The sequence below is a fragment of the Variovorax sp. OK212 genome (assembly GCF_900112425.1).
Classification (GTDB): Bacteria; Pseudomonadota; Gammaproteobacteria; order Burkholderiales; family Burkholderiaceae_C; genus Variovorax.
The window spans coordinates 147,479-168,877 of record NZ_FOLP01000014.1 but is presented as its reverse complement, the minus strand read 5'-3'; the positions used below and the strand labels follow the sequence as shown (position 1 = coordinate 168,877).

At 69.7% G+C, this 21,399-nt stretch carries 23 protein-coding genes; 13 read left to right on the top strand and 10 right to left on the bottom strand.

The window, feature by feature from the left end; genetic code table 11:
* Window positions 1–172: 172 nt before the first annotated feature.
* The 11 genes from BM004_RS29880 (at window position 173) to BM004_RS40900 (ending at window position 8,640) form a co-directional block, all read left to right on the top strand.
* The gene (locus BM004_RS29880) at window positions 173–628 is read left to right on the top strand and encodes a PTS sugar transporter subunit IIA (RefSeq protein WP_093136325.1); all 456 of its coding nucleotides are present in this window, start codon (window positions 173–175) and stop codon (window positions 626–628) included.
* Window positions 597–866 (top strand): HPr family phosphocarrier protein, encoded by a 270-nt coding sequence (locus tag BM004_RS29875; RefSeq protein ID WP_081266134.1) that lies wholly within the window; start codon window positions 597–599, stop codon window positions 864–866. Before BM004_RS29880 ends, BM004_RS29875 begins: the two co-directional genes overlap by 32 nt.
* Window positions 867–975: 109 nt before the next feature.
* On the top strand, window positions 976–2,784 hold the full coding sequence (ptsP, locus tag BM004_RS29870; RefSeq protein ID WP_093136328.1) for a phosphoenolpyruvate--protein phosphotransferase: 1,809 nt from the start codon (window positions 976–978) through the stop codon (window positions 2,782–2,784).
* Between the two features lie 203 nt (window positions 2,785–2,987).
* Complete coding sequence (locus BM004_RS29865; RefSeq protein WP_093136354.1) at window positions 2,988–3,374, top strand: DUF4148 domain-containing protein; 387 nt, start codon at window positions 2,988–2,990, stop codon at window positions 3,372–3,374.
* Between the two features lie 151 nt (window positions 3,375–3,525).
* Window positions 3,526–3,990, top strand: a complete 465-nt coding sequence (locus BM004_RS29860) for a Spy/CpxP family protein refolding chaperone (protein ID WP_093136330.1) — start codon at window positions 3,526–3,528, stop codon at window positions 3,988–3,990.
* Entirely contained in the window at window positions 3,983–4,498 is a 516-nt protein-coding gene (locus BM004_RS29855; RefSeq protein WP_093218832.1) for a DUF4260 domain-containing protein, read from the top strand. Before BM004_RS29860 ends, BM004_RS29855 begins: the two co-directional genes overlap by 8 nt.
* 5 nt (window positions 4,499–4,503) lie before the next feature.
* Entirely contained in the window at window positions 4,504–4,884 is a 381-nt protein-coding gene (locus tag BM004_RS29850; RefSeq protein WP_256220107.1) for a hypothetical protein, read from the top strand.
* A 50-nt stretch (window positions 4,885–4,934) separates the two neighbouring features.
* A complete protein-coding gene (locus BM004_RS29845; RefSeq protein ID WP_177206639.1) occupies window positions 4,935–5,630 on the top strand; it encodes a response regulator transcription factor in 696 nt (231 codons plus the stop codon).
* 29 nt (window positions 5,631–5,659) lie between these two features.
* Complete coding sequence (locus BM004_RS29840) at window positions 5,660–7,048, top strand: HAMP domain-containing sensor histidine kinase (protein ID WP_371271032.1); 1,389 nt, start codon at window positions 5,660–5,662, stop codon at window positions 7,046–7,048.
* A 142-nt stretch (window positions 7,049–7,190) separates the two neighbouring features.
* On the top strand, window positions 7,191–8,234 hold the full coding sequence (locus BM004_RS29835; protein WP_093218831.1) for an NADP-dependent oxidoreductase: 1,044 nt from the start codon (window positions 7,191–7,193) through the stop codon (window positions 8,232–8,234).
* 4 nt (window positions 8,235–8,238) lie between these two features.
* A complete protein-coding gene (locus BM004_RS40900; protein WP_143072555.1) occupies window positions 8,239–8,640 on the top strand; it encodes a hypothetical protein in 402 nt (133 codons plus the stop codon).
* A 72-nt stretch (window positions 8,641–8,712) separates the two neighbouring features.
* On the opposite strand, the gene zwf is transcribed toward BM004_RS40900, so the two are convergent.
* From zwf to BM004_RS29800, 8 genes are all read right to left on the bottom strand, one after another.
* Window positions 8,713–10,176, bottom strand: coding sequence for a glucose-6-phosphate dehydrogenase (gene zwf / locus BM004_RS29830; RefSeq protein ID WP_093218829.1), 1,464 nt, complete (start codon window positions 10,174–10,176; stop codon window positions 8,713–8,715).
* 61 nt (window positions 10,177–10,237) lie between these two features.
* Window positions 10,238–10,561 carry a hypothetical protein gene (locus tag BM004_RS29825; protein WP_093136344.1) on the bottom strand — a complete coding sequence of 108 codons (324 nt, stop codon included), beginning with the start codon at window positions 10,559–10,561 and terminating at the stop codon, window positions 10,238–10,240.
* Window positions 10,562–10,635: 74 nt separating this feature from the next.
* Entirely contained in the window at window positions 10,636–11,490 is an 855-nt protein-coding gene (locus BM004_RS29820; RefSeq protein WP_093218828.1) for a DMT family transporter, read from the bottom strand.
* A gap of 197 nt (window positions 11,491–11,687) precedes the next feature.
* On the bottom strand, window positions 11,688–12,395 hold the full coding sequence (locus tag BM004_RS29815; RefSeq protein ID WP_093218826.1) for an AraC family transcriptional regulator: 708 nt from the start codon (window positions 12,393–12,395) through the stop codon (window positions 11,688–11,690).
* A 55-nt stretch (window positions 12,396–12,450) separates the two neighbouring features.
* Window positions 12,451–12,672: a hypothetical protein gene (locus BM004_RS42125; protein WP_256220106.1), complete on the bottom strand. Its 222-nt coding sequence runs from the start codon at window positions 12,670–12,672 to the stop codon at window positions 12,451–12,453.
* On the bottom strand, window positions 12,663–13,019 hold the full coding sequence (locus BM004_RS42120; RefSeq protein WP_256220105.1) for a hypothetical protein: 357 nt from the start codon (window positions 13,017–13,019) through the stop codon (window positions 12,663–12,665). The genes BM004_RS42125 and BM004_RS42120 overlap by 10 nt, the downstream gene beginning before the upstream one ends.
* A 43-nt stretch (window positions 13,020–13,062) precedes the next feature.
* Entirely contained in the window at window positions 13,063–14,205 is a 1,143-nt protein-coding gene (locus BM004_RS29805; RefSeq protein WP_093218824.1) for an SLC13 family permease, read from the bottom strand.
* Between the two features lie 37 nt (window positions 14,206–14,242).
* Window positions 14,243–15,775, bottom strand: a complete 1,533-nt coding sequence (locus tag BM004_RS29800; RefSeq protein ID WP_093218823.1) for a class I adenylate-forming enzyme family protein — start codon at window positions 15,773–15,775, stop codon at window positions 14,243–14,245.
* A 213-nt stretch (window positions 15,776–15,988) separates the two neighbouring features.
* Here BM004_RS29800 and BM004_RS29795 point away from each other — a divergent pair, with 213 nt between their 5' ends.
* Both BM004_RS29795 and BM004_RS29790 read left to right on the top strand, forming a co-directional pair.
* Window positions 15,989–16,231 carry a GlsB/YeaQ/YmgE family stress response membrane protein gene (locus tag BM004_RS29795; RefSeq protein ID WP_093132613.1) on the top strand — a complete coding sequence of 81 codons (243 nt, stop codon included), beginning with the start codon at window positions 15,989–15,991 and terminating at the stop codon, window positions 16,229–16,231.
* A 45-nt stretch (window positions 16,232–16,276) separates the two neighbouring features.
* Window positions 16,277–16,768, top strand: coding sequence for a hypothetical protein (locus BM004_RS29790; protein WP_093218821.1), 492 nt, complete (start codon window positions 16,277–16,279; stop codon window positions 16,766–16,768).
* Between the two features lie 10 nt (window positions 16,769–16,778).
* Here BM004_RS29790 and BM004_RS29785 read toward each other — a convergent pair whose 3' ends face one another.
* Window positions 16,779–18,242, bottom strand: coding sequence for an efflux transporter outer membrane subunit (locus tag BM004_RS29785; RefSeq protein WP_093218820.1), 1,464 nt, complete (start codon window positions 18,240–18,242; stop codon window positions 16,779–16,781).
* A complete protein-coding gene (locus BM004_RS29780; protein WP_093218818.1) occupies window positions 18,239–21,391 on the bottom strand; it encodes an efflux RND transporter permease subunit in 3,153 nt (1,050 codons plus the stop codon). Before BM004_RS29780 ends, BM004_RS29785 begins: the two co-directional genes overlap by 4 nt.
* Window positions 21,392–21,399 lie beyond the last annotated feature (8 nt).

The window sequence follows — 21,399 nt, the reverse complement described above, 5'->3', positions numbered from 1 at the left end:
CAGGCTCCACAGCAATGCCAATCCCCGCCATGGTTCCGATGGCTGCCTTCGGGCCGGTCCAGGCAGCGTCATTTCGTGCCGGACTGTCCCTTTTTCGCCGCTCGGGCGTTGTGTCACATATCTACTTACCCTGGACGCCCCCGCATAATCGACGCGTCGTCCTCCGCTTCGCATGAACAGCATCCTCATCATCGCCCACTCACCGTTCGCGCACGCGCTGCGGCAGTGCGCGCTGCATGTGTTTCCCGACAGCGAGCAGGCCATCGTCGCGCTCGACGTGCTACCCAACGTGTCGCCCGAAGAAACGCTGGCTGCCGCGCGCATCACGCTCGAGCAGCAGTTGCGCGCGCCCCGTTCGCAGGTGCTGGTGCTGGCCGACGTGTTCGGCGCCACGCCCTGCAACGTGGCGCAGAAGCTGGTGGACGGCGTGCGTTCGCGGCTGGTGGCGGGGGTCAACCTCCCGATGCTGTTGCGCGCGGTGACCTACCGGCACGAACCGCTGGAGACACTGGTGCAGCGCGCCCTCGCGGGCGGCACCGCGGGTGTCATGCAGGTGGCGGTCGCGGCTCCCCAGAACCAGGCGAAAAGAAAGCACAGTGATCAAGAAATCCGTGACCATCAGCAATAAGCTGGGCCTGCACGCACGCGCATCGGCCAAGCTCACCAAGCTCGCAGGCAGCTTTCCCTGCGAGGTGTGGCTGTCGCGCGGCGACCGCCGCATCAATGCCAAGAGCATCATGGGCGTGATGATGCTGGCCGCCGGCCTCGGCTCCACCGTCGAGCTCGAGACCAACGGCCCGCAGGAGGAAGAAGCCATGAACGCCATCGTCCACCTGATGGACGACAAGTTCGGCGAAGGCGAATGAAATGGCCCACCCCCAGGCTTCCTCACTTCGTGTAACCGCCGGCCCCCTCGCAGGGGACGATGCCGGGCGCCCGGCAAAGCCGCTTCGACGGCATCTCGCAAGCTAGGTCATGACCTTCGCAGTCCACGGCCTTCCCGTTGCCCGTGGCATTGCCATCGGGCGCGCGGTGCTGGTGGTGTCCAGCCGCATCGACGTGGCCCACTACTTCATCAAGCCCGAAGAGATCGAGACCGAGATCGACCGCGTGCGCACCGCGCGCAACGCGGTGGCCGAAGAGCTCGTCAAGCTGCAGGCCAACGTCGCGCAGATGGGCCCCAACGACGCGCCGCACGAACTCGCCGCGCTGCTCGAGGTGCACCAGATGCTGCTGCAGGACGAAGCCCTGAGCGGCGGCGTGAAGCACTGGATCAGCGAGCGGCTCTACAACGCCGAATGGGCGCTGACCACGCAGCTCGAGATCATCGCGCGCCAGTTCGACGAGATGGAAGACGCCTACCTGCGCGAGCGCAAGGCCGACCTCGAGCAGGTGGTCGAGCGCCTGCTGCACCGCATGAAGGGCACGGCCGCCGTGCTCGCGCCGAGCCCGCCGCGGCGCAAGCGCGCCGCCGCCGCGGACGACGACTCCGACAACGACGACCCCACCGCGGGCGACGGCATCGACGTGCCGCTGGTGCTCATTGCGCACGACCTGTCGCCGGCCGACATGCTGCAGTTCAAGAAGAGCGTGTTCGCCGGCTTCGTGACCGACGTGGGCGGGCGCACCTCGCACACCGCCATCGTGGCGCGCAGCATGGACATCCCGGCCGTGGTCGGCGCGCGCACCGCGAGCCAGCTGGTGCGCCAGGACGACTGGGTCATCATCGACGGCGACGCCGGCGTGGTGATCGTCGACCCGTCGCCGATCATCCTGGCCGAATACGGCTTCAAGCAGCGCCAGGGCGACCTCGAGCGCGGCCGGCTCGCGCGGCTGCGCCACAAGCCGGCCGTCACGCTCGACGGCCAGCGCGTCGAGCTGCTCGCCAACATCGAGATGCCGGAAGACACCGCGGGCGCGGTCAAGGCCGGCGCCGTGGGCGTGGGCCTGTTCCGCAGCGAGTTCCTCTTCATGGGCCGCGAGTCGTCCACGCGCCAGACCCGGCTGCCTGACGAGGAAGAGCAATACCAGGCCTACAAGCGCGCGGTCGAGGGCATGCAGGGCATGCCGGTGACGATCCGCACCATCGACGTGGGCGCCGACAAGCCGCTGGACAGCAAGTCGGCCAACAAGCAGGAGCACCTGAACCCCGCGCTCGGCCTGCGCGCCATCCGCTGGAGCCTGGCCGACCCGGCCATGTTCCTCACGCAGCTGCGCGCCATTCTTCGCGCCGCGGCGCACGGCGAGATCCACCTGCTGATTCCCATGCTCGCGCACGCCAGCGAGATCCGCCAGACGCTGTCGCTGATCGACTTCGCGCGCACCGAGCTCGACAACCGCGGCGTGGTGCACGGCCAGGTGAAGCTCGGCGCCATGATCGAGATTCCGGCCGCCGCGCTCACGCTGCGCATCTTCCTGAAGCACTTCGACTTCCTGTCGATCGGCACCAACGACCTGATCCAGTACACGCTGGCCATCGACCGGGCCGACGAATCGGTGGCGCACCTGTACGACCCCGCGCACCCCGCGGTGCTGCGCCTGGTGGCCGACACCATCACCGAGTGCCGGCGCCAGGGCAAGGGTGTGTCGGTGTGCGGCGAAATGGCCGGCGACGTGGCCTTCACGCGCCTGCTGCTGGGCCTGGGACTGCGCAGCTTCTCGATGCACCCTTCGCGCATCCTCGCGGTCAAGCAGGAGGTGCTGCGCGCGGACACCGGCAAGCTCGAGGCGTGGGCCAAGAGCGTGCTCGAATCGGACGACCCCGCCGCCACCATGGCGGGCTGATTCATTCGCGAAACACCGAGGAACCGGCTTTGCCGGGCCTCCGGTGTTGCCCCCGGCAGGGGGAGGAGCGACACGAAGTGCGCGCAGCCTGGGGGCGCGCCGAAATATAACGATACACGCCGCAACCGTGGCGAAAGGACTTGCGCAGCGCGCGCAAGCACGATCAGGCCTTCTCTTCCAACCCTGAAAGAAAGGCCTGCATCATGAAGTTCGTCTCCACCTCCGTCTCGTTCTCCCAGATCATCGCGATCAGCTCGTTCGCCATGCTCGCCGCCGCCGGCGCCAAGGCCGAAAGCTACGAGGGCGTGCAGCCCGCGGTGTCGGCCAAGAGCCGCGCCGACGTCAACGCCGAAGCCATGCGCACCGCCTCGGCACCCAACCAGAACGTGGTGCGCGGCTCGCGCGGCGCCGAGACCATGGCCGTGTCGATGGAGCGCGACCGCGTCGTCGCCGAGGCCATGCGCACCGCGGCCGCGCCCGACCAGAACGTGTCTTCTGGCTCGCGCGTGAACAGCAAGGTCATCTCGACCCTGCAGAACCCCGTCGACGCGCGCGCCGCGGCCATCAACGCCAAGAGCAGCCGGCTGTAAGCAGCCCTTCAACCGCCCTTCAACCGCCCTTCGGGCTGTTGCCACCCCCGTCGCAATAAAGCGAAACACGCCGATACCCCGGCGAGAGGACCTGGCCCGGTGCGCATCGCACCATCGAGCTTCCTCCTCACAAGACAACCAAGGACTTGAAATGAAGCACTGGATCAAACGCACTCTCTTCGGTTTCGCGGGCGCCGCCATGGTGGCCGGCAGCATCGCCGGCTGTGCCGGCCAACGCCACGGCTGGAGCGGCGACAGCGCGGACTTCCGCGCGAAGATGGTCGAGCGCGTGGGCAGCAAGCTCGAGCTCGACGCCAATCAGAAACAGAAGCTCACCGTGCTCGCCGAGAAGCTGCAGGCGCAGCGCGAAGCCATGCGCGGCGCGGGCGGCTCGGGCGACCCGCGCTCGCAGTTCAAGGCGCTGTTCGCGGGCAACAAGCTCGACCAGGCCGGCGCCACGCGCCTGGTCGACGAGAAGACCACCGCCGTGCGCAACGGCAGCCCCGAGATCATTGCCGCCGCCGCCGACTTCTACGACAACCTGAACGCCGCTCAGCAGCAGAAGGTGCGCGACTTCATGGAGCGCGGCGGCCGCCGGTGGAGCCACCGTGGCTGACGTCGGCCCAGCCCCGGGCTTCGCGCGCTTCGGGTCGCTTCGCCTTCCCGCTCTGCGGGGGCAGCAGCAATGGCCCGGCGAAGCCGCTTCCACGGTGTCTCGCGAGCAGGCTGTCGAGCAGGGCACCGCGGGCACGGTGGGCGGCGTTCGCGCGCTGCTGCGCATCGAAGGCGCCGCGGTGTTCGCCGTGGCGCTGGCTGCCTATGCGCAGTTCGGCGCGGGCTGGGGCGCGTTCGCGCTCTGGCTGCTGGTGCCCGACCTCTCGCTGCTGGGCTACCTCGCGGGCCCGCGCGTGGGCGCAGCGCTCTACAACGCGGCGCACTCGTACGCGGGCCCCGCGCTGCTGCTGGCGCTGGGCGTGTTCGCCGCCATGCCGTGGGCGGTGGCCGGCAGCCTGATCTGGCTGGTCCACATCGGGCTGGACCGCGCGCTGGGCTACGGCCTGAAGTACGCCGCGGGCTTTGCCTTCACGCACCTCGGGCGCATCGGAAAGGCCGATCCATGGTGAGCGGCGTGAACCGATTGCCCCACGCACGCATCGCGCGCATCGCACGCGCCTGGATGCTCGCCGAAGCCCTCTCGCTCGGCCTGGCATCGGCGGTGCACGCCGGGCGCATCGTGCCGGGCTACGCGCATGCGCCCGCCCGCGTGGCCGAATCGGTGATTGCCACCGTGCTGGTGCTCGCCACGGTCGAGACCTGGCTGCGCCCCGGCGACGCGCGCCGCGCCGCCATCTTCGGCCAGGGCTTCGCGCTGCTGGGCACATTGGTCGGGTTGGGCACCATCGTCGCGGGCATCGGCCCGCGCACCGTGCCCGACGTGGTCTATCACGCGCTGTTGCTCTCACTCCTGGTGACGGGCCTGACCTGGGCGGTGCGATGCCGGCAGGTCTGATGGTCAGCGAAGTCATCCGCCATTTCCTTGCCAGGAGGCACAATCCCGCCATGCCGCGCATCCTGCTGATCGACGACGACGAACACCTCGCCGCGCCGCTGACCACCTACTTCGCACGCTTCGGCTGCACGCTCGAAAGCGCCGTGCGCCCGAGCGAAGGCCTTGCCAAGCTGCGCGCGGGCACCTACGACGCGGCGATCCTCGACGTGATGCTGCCCGAGATGGACGGCTTCGCGCTGTGCCGCGAGATCCGCAAGGAAAGCGACATTCCCATCGTGATGCTCACCGCCCGCGGCGAGGTGATGGACCGCGTGGTCGGCCTGGAGCTCGGCGCCGACGACTACGTGCCCAAGCCCTTCGAGCCGCGCGAGCTGGTGGCGCGCGTGCAGACCATCCTGCGGCGCCAGCGCAGCGTGCCGCAGGCGCCGGCCGCCAGCAGCCAGCAGCGCGTGTTCGACGGCCTGGCCATCGACCTCGACCGGCGCCAGGTGCTGCGCCACGGCGAGCGCGTGGAGCTCACCGGCACCGAGTTCGAACTGCTGGCGCTGCTGGCGGGCGAGCCCGGCAAGGTGTTCAGCCGCGACGACATCCTGAACCGCCTGCGCGGCCACGAGGCCGAGCTCTACACGCGCGCGGTCGACATCGTGGTGAGCCGCCTGCGCAAGAAGCTGGAGCCGCTGGACTGCATCAAGACGCTGCGCAACGCCGGCTATGCGCTGGCGGTCGCACGCAGCGAGGCGGCATGAGCGTCAACCGCAGGGACCATCGCGCAGCCATGCGCGAGATGCGGCGCCGCATGGCGTGCCATGAGGACATGTCGCGCGAAGAGTGGCGCACCCAGTGGCACGCGCGCTGGAACGAGAAGGTGCAGGGCAAGCGCCGCTGGCGCCGCTCGCTGCGCGTGCGGCTGGTGCTGATGTTCGTGATGCTCGCGCTGGTGATGGCGGCGGTGTTCATGGGCGGCATGAAGAAGTCGTTCTCCACCGGCTGGGCCGAAGCCGCCAAGCCCATGCTGACCGACTACACCGACCGCCTGGTCGCGGAGATCGGCACCCCGCCCGACGTGACACGCGCGCAGGCGCTGGTGGCCCGGCTGCCCATCACCATCCGCATCGTCGGCCCCACCGTCAACTGGGACTCCAACCCCGGCGGCGCGAGCAGCCCCGGCGGCTGGATGCACGACCGCGAGGACGTGTTCGGCGGCGAGAAGTGGTTCATTCGCCCCACCGCCGACGGGCATCGCGTGATCTTCGGCTGGGCGCCCAAGCTCTGGGAGCTGGCGCCGCGCGTCATCGGCTGGGCCACGCTGGGCCTGCTGCTGTCGTGCGTGCTGCTGGCCTATGCCTACGTGAGCCGCCTGCTGCGCCCGCTGATCGACATCCGCGAAGGCGCGCAACGCTTCGGCCGCGGCGAGTTCACGCAGCCCATTCCCGTGCGCCGCAACGACGACCTGGGCGACCTCGCGCAGCGCATCAACACCATGGCCGACGACATCCAGGCCATGCTGGACGCCAAGCGCGGCCTGCTGCTGGCGCTGAGCCACGAACTGCGCTCGCCCCTCACGCGCGCGCGGCTCAATGCCGAGCTGCTGCCGGCCACGCCCGAAGGCCAGGCCGAGCGCGAGGCGCTGCTGCGCGACCTGAACGAGATGCGCGACCTCATCAGCGACCTGCTGGAGAGCGAGCGCCTGGCCAGCCCGCACGTGGCGCTGCTGCGCGAGCCGGTCGACCTGGCGGTGCTGGTCCGCGAGACCGTGGCCGAGATGCCCGGCGCGCAGCACGTGCACCTCGACCTGGCCGAAGGCCTGCCGCCGCACGGCGTGGACCGCATGCGCATCCGCCTGCTGGTGCGCAACCTGCTCGACAACGCGCTGCGCTACAGCGCCGGCGCGCCGCGTCCGCCCTGCGTGTCGCTGCGCGCGGTGCTTGACGGCAAGAAGCAGGGCGTGGAGATCGAGGTGCGCGACCACGGCCCCGGCGTGGACGAGGAACAGCTCGAGCGGCTCACCGAGCCCTTCTACCGCACCGACGGCGCCCGCGCGCGCGCCACCGGCGGCGTCGGCCTGGGCATGTACCTGTGCCGGCTGATCGCCGAGGCGCATGGCGGCGAACTGACGGTGCGCAACGCGCAGCCGGGGCTGCAGATCATCGTCAGGTTGACCTAGCACGGGGAGCGCGCGCTGGCCCGGGCGGCGCGAGCTCATGGGCCCCGCCGTCGCTGTCGCCTGCGCTACCCGGCCGGGCCGGGCCCCACGGCTACGATGCGCCTCCGTGCCAGCGTCCGTCATTCAAGGTCAAGGAGACACCATGAGCAGCCCCCTCACCAACCACCAGGTCCGCCTCGCCAAGCGCCCCGAGGGCACCGCCACGCGCGAGAACTGGAAATTCACCACCGAGCCCGTCGGCGAGCCGGCCGAAGGCGGCGTGCTGGTCAAGACGCTGTCGCTGTCCCTTGACCCCGCCATGCGCGGCTGGCTCAACGACGCCAAGAGCTACATCCCGCCCGTGGCCATCGACGAGGTGATGCGCGCCGGCGGCATCGGCCGCGTCGTGGCCTCGAAGAACCCCAAGTTCGCCGTCGGCGACACCGTGTACGGCACGCTGGGCGTGCAGGAATACATCCTGATCGCGCAGGAAGACCTGAAGCGCAACGGCCTCGTGAAGGTCGACCTGAGCGTCGGCACCATCGGCCAGTGGCTCAATGTGCTGGGCATGCCGGGCATGACCGGCTACTTCGGCCTGATGGACGTGGGCCAGCCCCAGCCCGGCGAGACCGTGGTGGTCTCCGGCGCGGCCGGTGCCGTGGGCCAGACCGTGGGCCAGCTGGCCAAGCTCAAGGGCTGCCGCGTGGTCGGCATTGCCGGCGGCGCCGCCAAGTGCGACTGGGTGGTGAAAGAGCTGGGCTTCGACGCCTGCATCGACTACAAGGCCGGCGAGGGCGCGGTGCGCGCGGGCCTGAAGGAACATTGCCCCAAGGGCGTGGACGTGTACTTCGACAACGTCGGCGGCGAGATCCTCGACCACGTGCTGGCCAAGCTGGCGCGCAAGGCCCGCATCATCATCTGCGGCGCCATCAGCCAGTACAACAACGCCAACAGCATGCCCGCGGCCGGCCCGCGCAACTACCTGAGCCTGCTGGTGAATCGCGCGCGCATGGAAGGCATCGTGGTGTTCGACTACGCCGACCGCTATCCCATCGCCATCGCCGAGATGGCCGGCTACCTGAAGGACGGGCGCATGAAGAGCAAGGAAGACATCGTGAAGGGGCTGGACACCTTCCCCGAGTCGCTCAACAAGCTGTTCGCGGGCGAGAACTTCGGCAAGCTGGTGCTGCAGGTGGCCGAAAACTAAGAGCATGCAGCAACCGATACCCGACGACCGCACACAAGGAGTGGCAGTTCCTAGCGGTCAATTGGTCGGAATCTGCGTCATCGATTACGACATGCTCGACAGAGAAGGCCGTCCTACTGTTCGACCGTCATCAGAACATGGTGCTGGTATTTGGCGCTCAGGTCACTGGCACGTTTCCGTTGAGACGGCGGAACAACTGATAGGGAAGAGCATCTGGATTCACGAGAAGCAGCGTGGCCCCAGCCATTTCGGGGGAACAATTACGGGCTACTTCATGGAGTCTTATCCAGGTAGCCACTTCGACAGCTATGCTGTTTTCTTGTTTGTTCCAGACATCAACCACAAAGGCGTGAAAACTTCGTCGGAAGGTTGGGGCCAGGAAAAGAAATACGTCTACGCCAAATAGACTGTTCTATTTTTAGTTTGCTGCACCGGCTTGTGCCTGAGCTAAGGGCTTAGCGGCGGAAACGTCGCCGCGTCAGCTCCCCACCTTGTTCGGATCGCGCCACGCCCGCTCGAACGGCAGCCGCCACGCGTGCGGCGCGATCAGCTGGTGCACCGGCTTCGGTCCCCATGAGCCCTGCTCGTAGAGCCGCACCGGCGGCGGCGACTCGAGCAGCTGGGTCGACACCTCCCACAGCCGCTCGATGCCTTCGGCCGTGGTGAACAGCGTGCGGTCGCCGCGCATCGCGTCCAGGATGAGCCGCTCGTAGGCCTCCAGCACCTCGCCGGCCATGCCGGTGTCGCGCATCGCGAACTGCAGGCTCAGCTTGTCCAGCCGCATGCCGGGGCCGGGTCGCTTGCCGTAGAACGACAGCGACATCTTCGACGCGTCCGCCAGGTCGAAGGTCAGGTGGTCGGGCCCCTGCGCGCCCACGCCCGAGCCGGGCGGAAACATGCTCTTGGGCGGCTCGCGAAAGGCAATGGAAATGATGCGCTGGCCCTCGGCCATGCGCTTGCCGGTGCGCAGGTAGAAGGGCACGCCGGCCCAGCGCCAGTTGTCGATGTGGCACTTCAGCGCAATGAAGGTCTCGGTGTCGGAGTCGGGGTCGACGCCTTCCTCGCCCCGGTAGCCGCTGTACTGGCCGCGCACCACGTCGCCGGGCTGGATCGGCTCCATGCTGCGAAACACCTTGTTCTTCTCTTCGCTGATGGGCGCGGGCTCCAGCGCGGTGGGCGGCTCCATGGCCATGAACGCCAGGATCTGGAACAGGTGCGTGACCACCATGTCGCGGTAGGCGCCGGTCTGCTCGTAGAAGCCGGCGCGCTTGCCCAGGCCCAGCGTCTCGGGCACGTCGATCTGCACGTGGTCGATGAAGTTGCGGTTCCAGATGGGCTCGAACAGCCCGTTGGCGAAGCGGAAGGCCAGGATGTTCTGCGCCGGCTCCTTGCCCAGGAAGTGGTCGATGCGAAAGATCTGCTCTTCCTGGAACACCTCGTGCAGCTTGCCGTTGAGCGCGACGGCGCTGGCCAGGTCGGTGCCGAAGGGCTTCTCCATGACGATGCGCGAGCGCTCCACCAGCCCGGCCTCGCCCAGCGTGCGCACCACGGTCAGCGCCGCGCTGGGCGGCACGCTCAGGTAGTGCAGGCGCTGGCACTCGGTGCCCAGCGAGGCCTCGGCCCGGTCGACCGCGGCGCGCAACGCGGCGGCACCGGCCGACAGCGGCACGTAGTCGAGGGTGGCGGCAAAGGCCTCCCAGGCGGCGGGGGTGGTCTTGCGGCTGCCGAACTCGTCGAGCGCCGAGCGGGCCGCGGCGCGGAAGCCCTCGACATCGAGTTCGTCGAGCGACACGCCGATGATGCGGCAGCCCGGAATGAAGCCGGCGCTGCACAGGTGGAACAGCCCCGGCAGCAGCTTGCGCCGGGCCAGGTCGCCGGTGGCGCCGACCAGCACCACCACCTGCGGGAAACGCGGGCCGACACCGGGAGGGATCTTCGCCATGTTGTCACCTTGGAGCTGTTGTGCCCAAGGCCTAGCGATTTCGGTGCCAGCCTGGGGGGAATCAGTCGATGGCGGGGCGCATCGGCACGTCGCCCAGCGCCTCGTCGTCGCGCAGGCTGTGCGCGGCCTTCAGCAGTTCGATCGACATGCCGTCGCTCTGGCCGGCAAAGCCCTTGGCGACGCCTTCGAGCACGGTGGACAGGCCCACTTCGCCGTCGGCGCGGGCGTCCATGCTCACGTTCAGCACCCGGGCCGCCATCTGGCGGTAGGTGATGGCGCCCGCGCTGTCCAGCGCGGCCACCAGGTCCAGGTACAGCGCCAGGTTCAGGTCGAACACCAGCTTGGGGGTGATTTCGAAATCCTCGTTCTTGTTCTTGTTTTCCATGGATGGGCTCCTTTTTTCCTTGGCCTCCACTCTAGCCAGAAAAAGGGTGGGTAACCCGTCGGACACAGCCTGATTCAGTCTCCCCGCGCGCGGGTACCCATCACCGCCGCGGAGATGATGAGCCACGCCGCGAGCACGATGGTCCAGGTCAGCGGGCGGCCTGTGACCAGCAGCAACAAGGCCGTCGAGCCCAGTGGCGTGATGTAGCTCAGGATGCCGATCTGGCGCGCGTCGCCGCGCTTGAGCGCCATGTCCCACACATAGAAGGCCGCGCCCAGCGGGCCCAGGCCGCACAGCACCAGCAGCAGCCAGTCGCGCCCCGACAGCGCCACCGAAGGTTCGAGCAGCACATGACAGCCCAGCGAGAGCAGGCCCGAAACCAGCCCGAACAGGCCGATGGCCGAGGTCGGGAAGGCCGCGACGCGCTGGGTTCCGAGCGAGTAGCTGGCCCAGACGAAGGCCGAGGCCGCGGCCGGCAGGAAGCCCCAGTGGCCGGCCGGCGCCCCGCTCGGCGTGCTGCCGCCGCTCGCACCGAGGATCGCCGCCGCCGCGCCCGCGAACCCCAGCAGCCCCGCCACGATGTGCAGCGGCCGCAGCGACACGCCCGGCAGCAGCACCGGCGCCAGCACCACCATGAGCAGCGGCCACAGGTAGTTGACCAGGTTGGCCTCGACCGGCGGCGCGTAGCGCAGCGCGATGAACAGCAGGAAGTGGTAGCCGAACAGGCCGTAGATGCCCAGCGCCAGCGTGCGCGGCGGCACTTTCCAGGCGCGGCGGTCGCGCAGCACCAGCGGCCAGCTCGGCACGCTGCCGATGACCAGCGCCAGCCCCGTGAGCAGGAACGGCGGCAGGTGCGACAGGGCGGTGCCGAGCGAGGCCAGCGTGGTCCAGAGCGCGATGGCGAGCAGGGCGTAGACGGTCGAGGACATGAGCGGCGAGGCTACGCGATCCGGTCGTCGCGCAATGGCGGCGCGTCGTCGCGCAACGACGATCCTGGGTCTTGCTCCTTCCCCTCCCGGGGAAAGGTTGGGATGGGGGCGGGCCTTCGATCAGGCGCCGCGCATTTTCGGAGGCCGTCGTGCCCCCACCCGGCCCTCCCCCAGCGGAGGAGGGAGAAATACCGAAGTCAGCGGCGCAGGGCCGCCGTCAGCGCCGAAGGCGACCGGTAGCCCGTGCGGCGCGCCGTCTGCGCCACGCTCAGGCCGCCCAGCCGCAGCTCGCGCGCATGCGCCAGCCGCAGCGCGCGCAGCCACTGCATCGCGCCCATGCCCTGCTCGTCGCGGCAGCGCTGCGCGAATTGGCTGGCGCTCAGGCAGGCCACCTCGGCCAGGTCGGCCACGCTCAGCGGCTCGTGCCAGCGGGCGCGCGCCCAGTCGGCCAGCGCGGGCCAGTCGATGCGCCGGCGGCGCGAATCGGCAGTGGGCGGCGCGGGGCACCAGGCTTCCAGCAGCAGCGCCGGGCCATGCAGCAGGGCGAGCGCGGACGCCTGCGGCTGCTGGATGCACTGCGCCAGGTAGCGCGCCAGCGTGTGCAGCTGCGGCGCCTCGGCCGGCGCGCGCTCGGCGCAACGCGCCCATGCGGCGTGCGTGGTATCGAGCACCAGGCACCGGCTGTGCCGCCCGCGCGCCTGGAAGTCGTGCCGGTCGCCGGGCGCGACCACCTGCGCCTCGCCCGCGCCGATGCCGGCACCACGGCCTTCCACCTCGATCTCGAGCACGCCCTCCAGGCCGATCAGCACCTGGAAGTGGTCGTGCGCGTGGCTGCCGTGCGCGGCACTGTAGTCGCGCAGCACGAGTTCGTGGCGCGCCGGCAGGGAGAAATCGGGAGCGTGCATGGCTGGCGCGGATTGTCCGCGCAGCCTCTGCGGCACCGCAAGTGCAGCGCCTGCGTCAGGTTTGCTCGGCGTCGTGCACCGGCCGGCCGTTGACCCGCACGGCCTCGATCACGCGGCCTTCGCCGGTTGCCAGCGGCTGGGCGCGGCCCTCGGCACGCACTTCGTCGCCGATCTTCAGGCCCAGCCGCTCGAAGCCGTCGGGCCGGGTGTGGACGAAGTCGCCCGTGTCGAGCACCACGCCGTTGGCCTCGCCGTGGCGTGCGTAGTTCAGGCGCACCACCGTGCCGTCGATGCGTTCGCCGGCGCCCGCGTGCCGCGGCGCTCGCCGTCGACCGAGGCCAGCCGCTCGAAGCGGTACACCGTGTGCGCCGCCTTCCCCTTGGGGGAGGGGCCTTCCTCGGTGCCCTCGATCACCAGCGCCTGGCCGACCTGCAGGCCCGCGAGGGCGGACGCCGCGCCTTCGTCGTGGCGCTCGAAAACGAACTGCGTGGGCACGCCGTCGGTGTCGATCAGCACGCCTTCGACGCCGCCCCTGGGGCTGTACACCAGGTGCTGGAAGCGGCCTTCGACGGACCAGACATCGAGGGTGTCATGGGTGTCGTGGTTGTCATGGGAATGCGCCATGGGGAGTCCTTTGCGTGAGTGGTCGTGGAACGGAAAAACACGATCAACCGAGCCGCAGCAGCAGCGCCGACGCCGCGCACACGACCAGGAAAGGAATGCTGATGCGGTGGAACTCGCGCAGCCCGTGCGGCACCTTGGCCAGCCGCAGCGCGATGAGGTTGGCCAGCGAGCCCAGCACGCAGCCGAAGCCGCCCACGCTCACCCCGGCCGCCAGCGCGGGCAGGTCGTGCACGTAGCGGTCGAGCAGGATGGTGGCCGGCACGTTGCTGATGAACTGCGAGGTGACGATGGCGGCAAGGTAGGCGCGCCAGCCTTCGGCAATCGGCCATTGCCCCACCAGCGCGGCCACGGCCGGCAGCTCGGCGAGCTGGCGCAGGTCGACGAACATCAGCGCGATGATGGCCAGCAGCGCCCAGTCGACGCCCAGCAGCACGCGGCGCTGGAACAGCAGGTAGGCGCCGAACACCACCGCCAGGCCGGGCAGCAGCCAATGGCGGTCGAGCGCCACCACGAAGCCCACGAACAGCACGCCCGACAGCGCCAGCAGCCGCGGCTGCACCGGCGCGGCCTCGGCCGCCGGCTTGAGCGCGACGGCCGTGCGCGGCACCAGCAGCCACACGGCCACGAAGAGCCAGAACAGCATCACCAGCACGGTGGGCGCCATCATCAGCATGAAGCCGCCGAAGCTCTCGCCGGTGCGGTGCCACAGGTACAGGTTCTGCGGGTTGCCGATGGGCGTGAGGGCAGAGCCCGCGTTCACCGCCAGCGCTTCCAGCACCACCAGCCGCGCCAACGGCAGGTGCGCCTGCGTGGCCAGCACGCGCGTGAGCGGCACGAGCAGGAACAGGCTCACGTCGTTGGTGACCAGCGCCGACAGCACCGCCGCCGTGGCCACCAGCAGCAGCGCGAGCTGGCGCAGGTCGGTGGTGCGCGCCAGCAGGCGCTGGGCGGCCGACTGCAGCATGCCGCTCTTCTCCACGCCCTGCGTGATGGCCAGCAGCCCCGCCAGCGCGCCCACGGTCTGCCAGTCGACCAGGCCGAGCCAGTCCATCGGCGCGCGCGGGCGCAGGAAGGCGAACAGCACGGCCACGGCCACCAGCACCCAGAGCAGGCCGTTGCCGCCGCCCTCGTGGGCAGAGGGCGCGCTGTCTGCAGGGGGGGCGGGCAGGGTCGTGTCTTTGGTCATGGGCCGCGATCCTGCCTTGTCCGCGGGTTGCACCGCGTCAGCCGGGGGCGCGTTCGCGCAGTTCCCGCTTGAGCACCTTGCCGATGGCGCTGCGCGGCAGTTCGTCGATGAAGCTCAGCCGCGCCAGGCGCTGCGTCTTGCCGAGCTGGTCGTTGGTCCACTGCAGCAGCGCGGCTTCGGTGGTGGCGTCGCCCTCGCGGCGCACCACGAAGGCCACCGGCGTCTCGCCCCATTGCTCCGACGGCACGCCGACCACCGCCGCGTCGGCCACCGCCGCATGGCCGCGCAGCACGCCTTCGAGGTCGCTCGGGTAGATGTTGAAGCCGCCGCTGATGATCATGTCCTTCTTGCGGTCGAACAGCGTGAGGAAGCCCTCGGCGTCGAAGCGGCCCACGTCGCCGGTGCGGATGAAGCGCTTGCCGCTGGTGTCGAACCACTCGGCCTCGCGCGTCTTCTCGGGCTGGCGGTGGTAGCCGGTCATCATGCCGGCCGAGTGGCCCACCACCTCGCCGGCGGCATCGAGTTGGTCGCGCGGCAGCTCGAGGCCGTTCTCGTCGATCAGGCGGATGTCGCTGCCCGGCGCGGCCTGGCCCACGGTGTGCAGCTTGGTGGGGTTCAGGTGCGCCTCCAGGATGCAGGTGCCGCCGCCCTCGGTCATGCCGTAGAACTCGATCAGCCCGCCGGGCCAGCGCTTGAGCACGTCGGCCTTCAGCGCGGCGTTGAACGGCGCGCTGGTGCTGAACTTGAACCGGTAGGACGACAGGTCGTGCGCGTCGAAGCGCGGGTGCGCCATGAGCCGCTGGTACTGCACCGGCACGAGCATGGTGTGCGTCACGCGGTGCTTCACGGCCAGCTGCAGGTAGCCCAGCGCGTCGAACTTGGGCATCAGCACCACGCAGCCGCCGAAGGCGATGGTGGGGAAGAACACCACCAGCGTGGTGTTGGAGTACAGCGGGGTCGACAGCAGGGTGACGGTGTCGCTGTCGTATTCGTACTTGGCGCCGCGCTGCACGTGGGCCCAGCGCATGCCGTGGCCCTGCACGATGCCCTTGGGCTCGCCCGTGGTGCCCGACGAATAGATGATGTTGAAGGCCCACGACGGCTGTACTTCCACCGACCGGGGCTTCGCGCCCACCGGGGCCAGCCAGGCGTCGAACGCGCCGCCGACCTGCGAGCCGTCCAGCGCGATGCGGGGAATACCGCCCGGCGCGGCGGGGCCGATGACGTCGGCGGCCGACGCGTCGCTGAACAGGATGCGCGCGTCGGCGTCGGAAATCATCCGCGCCAGGCTCGCGGGCGTGGAGCCGGGCGCCAGCGGGGCCACGGCCACGCCCGCGCGCAGCGCGCCCAGGAACACCGCCGCGTAGTTGACCGACGAGGCGGCGCACACGGCAATGGCGTCGCCGGGCTGGAGGCCGTCGCGCTGCAGGCTGGCCGCGATGCGGTCCATCAGCGCGTCGAGCGCGCCGTAGCTCAGCGTGTGCTGCGCGTCGGCCAGCGCGGCGTGGCCGGGGGTGTGTTGCGCGTGGAGTCGAACCAGGTCGGCGATGGCGCCGAAGCTGTGTTCCATCGAGGCTTGAACAGCGGGGTGCATGGGAGAGTCGGTCCTTCAATCTTGGCCAGCCGGCAGGATAGCGGAGCCACCGGTTCTGACCAGCGCCTTGGCGACGGCCGGCCGGCGCGAGCAAACCCCCGTCAGTTGCCGCTCAGGATGCGGGCGCCACGATCCCTGCGCGCCCCCGCCGACAACGCGGACGCCTTTTGCAACAACAGGGAGTTTTCCGTGCACATCCTCTGGACGATCGTGATCGGCTTCATTGCCGGGCTGCTGGCCCGCGCCGTGTTGCCTGGCAACAATTCGATGGGCTTCATCCTCACCGTGGTGCTCGGCATTGCCGGCTCGCTGGTGGCCACCTATGCGGGGCAGGCGCTGGGGCTCTACGCCGCGGGCGCGGCCGCCGGCTTCGTGGCCTCGGTGATCGGCGCCGCCGTGCTGCTGCTGGCGTGGCACCTCGTCAGCCGCTGACCCTTTCACAACAGTTCCACAACCGTTTCACGCAAGGAGTTCCCCATGGGTCTACTCGACATCCTCCAACAGGCCATCGGCCCCCACAACGCCGAAGCCCACATCGACCAGGTCACGCAGAACGCCTCCCCCGGCGAGCTTGGCGCGGGGCTCGCCGCGGCCATGCGATCCGACCAGACGCCGCCCTTCGGCGACATGGTCGGCAAGATGTTCGGCCAGTCCTCGCCCACGCAGCAGGCCGGCGTGCTCAACCAGATCCTGGCCACGCTCGGCCCCGCGGCCGCCTCGGCGCTGGCCGGCGGCGTGCTGGGCCGCATGCTGCAACCGGGCCAGACGCAGGTCACGCCCGACCAGGCCTCGCAGCTGTCGCCCGCGCAGGTCACCGAGATCGCCGCGCATGCCGAGCAGCAGCATGCGGGCGTGGTCGACGAGGTGAGCCAGTTCTATGCGCAGCACTCGGGGCTCATCAAGACGCTGGGCGGCGCGGCCATCGCCATTGCGCTGGCGAAGATGAAAGAGAACGCCACGCGCGGCTGAGGCCGTTCGTTCAGCGCGACGACACGGTGGCGGCCTGGGTCTCCCCCGGCGCCGTGTCGCCTCCGCCCATCACCTTGTAGAGCGTGATGCGGTTGCTCTGCTCCGACAGGCGCAGGCCGATCAGCGTCTGCTGCGCGGTGTACAGCGAGCGTTGCGCGTCCAGCACTTCCAGGTAGCTGTAGCTGCCGTTGCGGTACAGCGCGTTCGACAGCGTGTAGCTCTTCTGCGTGGCGTCCACCAGCGACTGCTGCGCCGCCAGCTGCTCGCCCAGCGAGCCGCGCACGGCCAGCGCGTCGGCCACTTCCTTGAACGCGGTCTGCACCGTCTTCTCGTAGGTGGCGAGGTCGATCTCGCGCTGCGCCCTGGCGGCGTCGAGGCTCGCACGGTTGCTGCCGGCGTTGAAGATCGGCAGGCTCACCGACGGCGCAAAGCTCCACGCCCCGTTGCCGCCCTTGAACAGGCCCGACAGCGCGGTGCTCGTCGAGCCCGTGCTCGCGGTCAGCGAGATGGTCGGGAAGAACGCCGCGCGCGCCGCGCCGATGTTGGCGTTGGAGCCTTGCAGCGTGTGCTCCGCGGCCAGCACGTCGGGCCGCTGCTGCAGCAAGGCCGAAGGCAGCCCGGCGGGCACATCGACCAGCGCGCTGGCCGGCGCCATGCCGGCCGCGGGCAGCAGGTCGTCGGGCACGCCGGCGCCGGCCAGCAGGTCGAGCGCGTTGCGGTCCTGCGCCACCTGCGCGGTGTAGCTGGCCACGTCCACGCGCGCCGAGTCCACCGTGGTCTGCGCCTGGGCCAGCACCAGCGCCGAGCTGGCGCCCAGCGCGTGCATGCGGCCGGTCAGCGCGTAGGAGCGCTGCCGGCTGGCCAGCGTGTCCTGCGCGAGCTGCAGCCGCGCGTTGTCGGCGGCCAGCGTGAGCCAAGCCGAGGCGACTTCCGCCACCAGGCTGATCTGCGTGCCGCGCCGCGTGGCCTCGGTCGACAGGTAGCTTTGCAGCGCCGCCTCGTTGAGGTTGCGCACGCGGCCGAACAGGTCGAGCTCGTAGCTGCTGAAGCCCAGCGCGGCGGTGTACTGCGTGCCGATGGACGATTCGCCGCTGCTGCTCGCCGACGCCGAGGTGCGCTGGCGCGTGCCGCCGGCCGTGGCGGCGACGCTGGGGAACAGCTCGGCGCGCTGCACGCCGTACTGCGCGCGCGCCTTCTCGATGTTCCGCACCGCCACGCGCAGGTCGCGGTTGTTGGCCAGCGCCAGCGTGACGGTGCGGCGCAGCCGGTCGTCGGTGATGAAGCTTTCCCAGCCGGTGGCGGCTGCGGCAGTGGCTGCAGTCGCGGTGTCTTTCGCAGCCTTGGCACCGGTCGAGGCCGGCCACGCCGAGGCCACGGGCGCGTCGGGCCGCGAATACACGGGCGCGAGGTTCACGCAGCCCGCCAGCAGCGCGGCCGCCACCAGCGCGCAGAGTCTGAAAGCGTGTGCGGTCATGGGGTTCCTTCCGTTGCAAGCAGGGGCAGCGTGGGCGCGGCCTCGGGTTTTGTCTTCGGCGCGAAGAAGCGCCGGATCACGACGAAGAACAGCGGCACGAAGAAGATGCCCAGCGCCGTGGCGGTTGCCACGCCGCCGAGCACGCCCACGCCGATGGCGCGGCGGCTGCCCGAGCCCGCGCCGGTGCTCAGCGCCAGCGGCAGCACGCCGAACATGAAGGCCAGCGAGGTCATGAGGATGGGCCGCAGCCGCAGGCGCACCGCCTGCAGCGTGGCGTCGACCAGCGCCATGCCCTCGTCCTGCAGCTGCTTGGCGAACTCCACGATCAGGATCGCGTTCTTCGCCGACAGGCCCACGGTGGCCAGCAACCCGACCTGGAAGTACACGTCGTTCGACAGCCCCGCCAGCTTGGTGGCCAGCACCGCGCCCAGCACGCCCAGCGGCACCACCAGGATCACCGAGAACGGCACCGACCAGCTCTCGTACAGCGCGGCCAGGCACAGGAACACGAACAGGATCGACACCGCGTACAGCAGCGGCGCCTGCGAACCCGACAGCCGCTCCTGGTAGGAGCTGCCCGCCCATTCGTAGCCGATGCCCTGCGGCAGCTGCTTCATGATGCGTTCCACCGCCGCCATGGCCGCGCCCGAGCTCACGCCCGCGGCCGGGTCGCCGATGAGCTCGAAAGACGACATGCCGTTGTAGCGCGACAGCTGCGGCGAGCCGTAGGTCCAGCGGCTGCTGGCGAAGGCCGAGAACGGCACCATTTCGCTGTTGCCGTTGCGCACGTACCAGCTGTCGACGCTGTTCGGCTGCATGCGAAAGGGCGCGTCGGCCTGCACATAGACCTTCTTCACACGGGCGTTGTTGACGAAGTCGTTCACGTAGCTGCCGCCCATCGCGCTGGACAGCGTGTCGTTGATGTCCGAGGTGGAAAGGCTCAAGGCGGCCGCCTTGCGGTCGTCGATGTCGATCGCGAACTGCGGCGTGTCGTCCAGGTTGTTGCTGCGCACCTGGCTCAGTGCCGGGTCCTTGCGCGCCAGCGCCAGGAACTGTTCGCGCGCCTTCACCAGTGCCTCGTGGCCGATGCCGCCCAGGTCCTGCAGCTGCACGTCGAAGCCCGCGTTGGAGCCCAGGCCGCGCACGGCCGGCGGAAGCATCACGAACACGCTGGCGTTGTTCGCGCGCGCCGCGAGGTCCTGCGTGAAGCGGCGCGCCAGCGAGGCGGCGTCCTGCGCCTTGCCGCCGCGCTCGCTCCAGTCCTTCAGCGTGATGAAGGCGTTGCCGGTGGCCTGGTCGCCGCTCAGGCCGGTCAGCATGATGAAGTGGCCGACCTCCTGCTGCGAGACGAGGTACTGCTCGAAGCTCTTCATGGTCTGCTGCAGCTGCTCGTCGGTGGCGCTGGCGGGCAGCTTCACCTGCGCCATCAGCGTGCCCTGGTCTTCGTCGGGCAGGAACGAGGTGGGCAGGCGCATGAAGGTCACGGCCAGCACGCCCACCAGCAGCGCGTACACCAGCAGGCTGCGCTTGCCGCGCCGCAGCAGGCCGCCCACGCCCGAGCGGTAGCGGTCGGCGTTGCGCTCGAAGCTGCGGTTGAACCAGCCGAAGAAGCCGCGCCTGGCCTGGCTCTTTTCGTGGTGGCCGGCCTGCACCGGCTTGAGCAGCGTGGCGCACAGCGCCGGCGACAGCGTGAGCGCCACCAGCACCGACAGCAGCATGGCCGCCACGATGGTCACCGAGAACTGCCGGTAGATCACGCCCGTGGAGCCGCCGAAGAAGGCCATGGGAACGAACACAGCCGACAGCACCAGCGCAATGCCCACCAGCGCGCCGGTGATCTCGCGCATCGACTTGCGCGTGGCCTCCTTGGGCGAGAGCCCCTCTTCGCTCATGAGCCGCTCGACGTTCTCCACCACCACGATGGCGTCGTCCACCAGCAGGCCGATGGCCAGCACCATGCCGAACATGGTGAGCGTGTTGATCGAGTAGCCCAGCGCCGCCAGCACGCCGAAGGTGCCCAGCAGCACCACCGGCACCGCAATGGCGGGCACCAGCGTGGCGCGCAGGTTCTGCAGGAAGAGATACATGATCAGCACGACCAGCACCATCGCCTCGGCCAGCGTCTTGGCCACTTCCTCGATGGAGATGCGCACGAAGGGCGTGGTGTCGTAGCCGACCACGGCCTTCATCTGGTTCGGAAAGAAGGGCTCCAGCTCGGCGAGCTTGGCCTTCACCGCGTTCGACACCGTGAGCGCGTTGGCGCCCGTGGCCAGCTTCACGCCCATGGCAGCCGAGGGCTTGCCGTCGAAGCGCGTGTTGATGGTGTAGCTCTCGCTGCCGAGCTCGATGCGCGCCACGTCGGCCAGGCGCACCACGGAGCCGGCGCTGTCGGACTTGACGATCACCTCGCGGAACTGCTCGGCGGTGCGCAGCTTGCTGCGCGCGGTGATGGTGGCCGTGAGCCGCTGGCCGCCGGTGGCGGGCAGGGCGCCCAGTTGCCCGGCCGAGACCTCGGTGTTCTGGCTGGTGAGCGCGCTGGTCACGTCCGAGGGCATCAGCGAATACTTCTGCAGCTTCGCCGGATCGAGCCAGATGCGCATGGCATAGCCCGAGCCCAGCGCCTGCACGTCGCCCACGCCGTCGATGCGGCTGACCACGTCGAGCAGGCTGCTGGAGATGTAGTCGCCGATGTCGGTGGCCGAGGCGCTGCCGTCCTGCGAGGTGAGCGAGACGATCATCAGGAAGTCGGTGCCCGACTTGGTGACCGTCACGCCCTGGCTCTGCACCGACTGCGGCAGCTGCGACATGGCCTGCTGCAGCTTGTTCTGCACCTGCATCTGGGCCACGTCGGCGTTGGTGCCGGCCTCGAAGGTGAGCTCGATGCGCGCGGTGCCCGACGACGTGCTGCTCGACGACATCGAGACCAGCCGGTCGAGCCCCTTCATCTTCTGCTCGATGACCTGCGTGACCGAGTCCTCGATGGTCTTGGCGGAGGCGCCGGGGTAGGTCGCGTTGACCGAGACCTTGGTGGGTGCGATGTCGGGGTACTGCTCCAGCGGCAGCGTGCCGATGGACAGCGCCCCGGCCAGCATGATGACGATGGCGATGACCCACGCGAAGATGGGCCGGTCGATGAAGAAACGTGCCATGTGCGGTG

Excerpts from the sequence above, each read along its gene's own strand:
- BM004_RS29880 (WP_093136325.1), top strand. The coding sequence starts at position 173 with ATGAACAGCATCCTCATCATCGCCCACTCACCGTTCGCGCACGCGCTG.
- ptsP (WP_093136328.1), top strand. The coding sequence starts at position 976 with ATGACCTTCGCAGTCCACGGCCTTCCCGTTGCCCGTGGCATTGCCATC.
- BM004_RS29865 (WP_093136354.1), top strand. The coding sequence starts at position 2,988 with ATGAAGTTCGTCTCCACCTCCGTCTCGTTCTCCCAGATCATCGCGATC.
- BM004_RS29860 (WP_093136330.1), top strand. The coding sequence starts at position 3,526 with ATGAAGCACTGGATCAAACGCACTCTCTTCGGTTTCGCGGGCGCCGCC.
- BM004_RS29845 (WP_177206639.1), top strand. The coding sequence starts at position 4,935 with ATGCCGCGCATCCTGCTGATCGACGACGACGAACACCTCGCCGCGCCG.
- BM004_RS29840 (WP_371271032.1), top strand. The coding sequence starts at position 5,660 with ATGCGCGAGATGCGGCGCCGCATGGCGTGCCATGAGGACATGTCGCGC.
- BM004_RS29835 (WP_093218831.1), top strand. The coding sequence starts at position 7,191 with ATGAGCAGCCCCCTCACCAACCACCAGGTCCGCCTCGCCAAGCGCCCC.
- BM004_RS40900 (WP_143072555.1), top strand. The coding sequence starts at position 8,239 with ATGCAGCAACCGATACCCGACGACCGCACACAAGGAGTGGCAGTTCCT.
- zwf (WP_093218829.1), bottom strand. The coding sequence starts at position 10,176 with ATGGCGAAGATCCCTCCCGGTGTCGGCCCGCGTTTCCCGCAGGTGGTG.
- BM004_RS29825 (WP_093136344.1), bottom strand. The coding sequence starts at position 10,561 with ATGGAAAACAAGAACAAGAACGAGGATTTCGAAATCACCCCCAAGCTG.
- BM004_RS29820 (WP_093218828.1), bottom strand. The coding sequence starts at position 11,490 with ATGTCCTCGACCGTCTACGCCCTGCTCGCCATCGCGCTCTGGACCACG.
- BM004_RS29815 (WP_093218826.1), bottom strand. The coding sequence starts at position 12,395 with ATGCACGCTCCCGATTTCTCCCTGCCGGCGCGCCACGAACTCGTGCTG.
- BM004_RS42120 (WP_256220105.1), bottom strand. The coding sequence starts at position 13,019 with ATGGCGCATTCCCATGACAACCACGACACCCATGACACCCTCGATGTC.
- BM004_RS29805 (WP_093218824.1), bottom strand. The coding sequence starts at position 14,205 with ATGACCAAAGACACGACCCTGCCCGCCCCCCCTGCAGACAGCGCGCCC.
- BM004_RS29800 (WP_093218823.1), bottom strand. The coding sequence starts at position 15,775 with ATGGAACACAGCTTCGGCGCCATCGCCGACCTGGTTCGACTCCACGCG.
- BM004_RS29790 (WP_093218821.1), top strand. The coding sequence starts at position 16,277 with ATGGGTCTACTCGACATCCTCCAACAGGCCATCGGCCCCCACAACGCC.
- BM004_RS29785 (WP_093218820.1), bottom strand. The coding sequence starts at position 18,242 with ATGACCGCACACGCTTTCAGACTCTGCGCGCTGGTGGCGGCCGCGCTG.
- BM004_RS29780 (WP_093218818.1), bottom strand. The coding sequence starts at position 21,391 with ATGGCACGTTTCTTCATCGACCGGCCCATCTTCGCGTGGGTCATCGCC.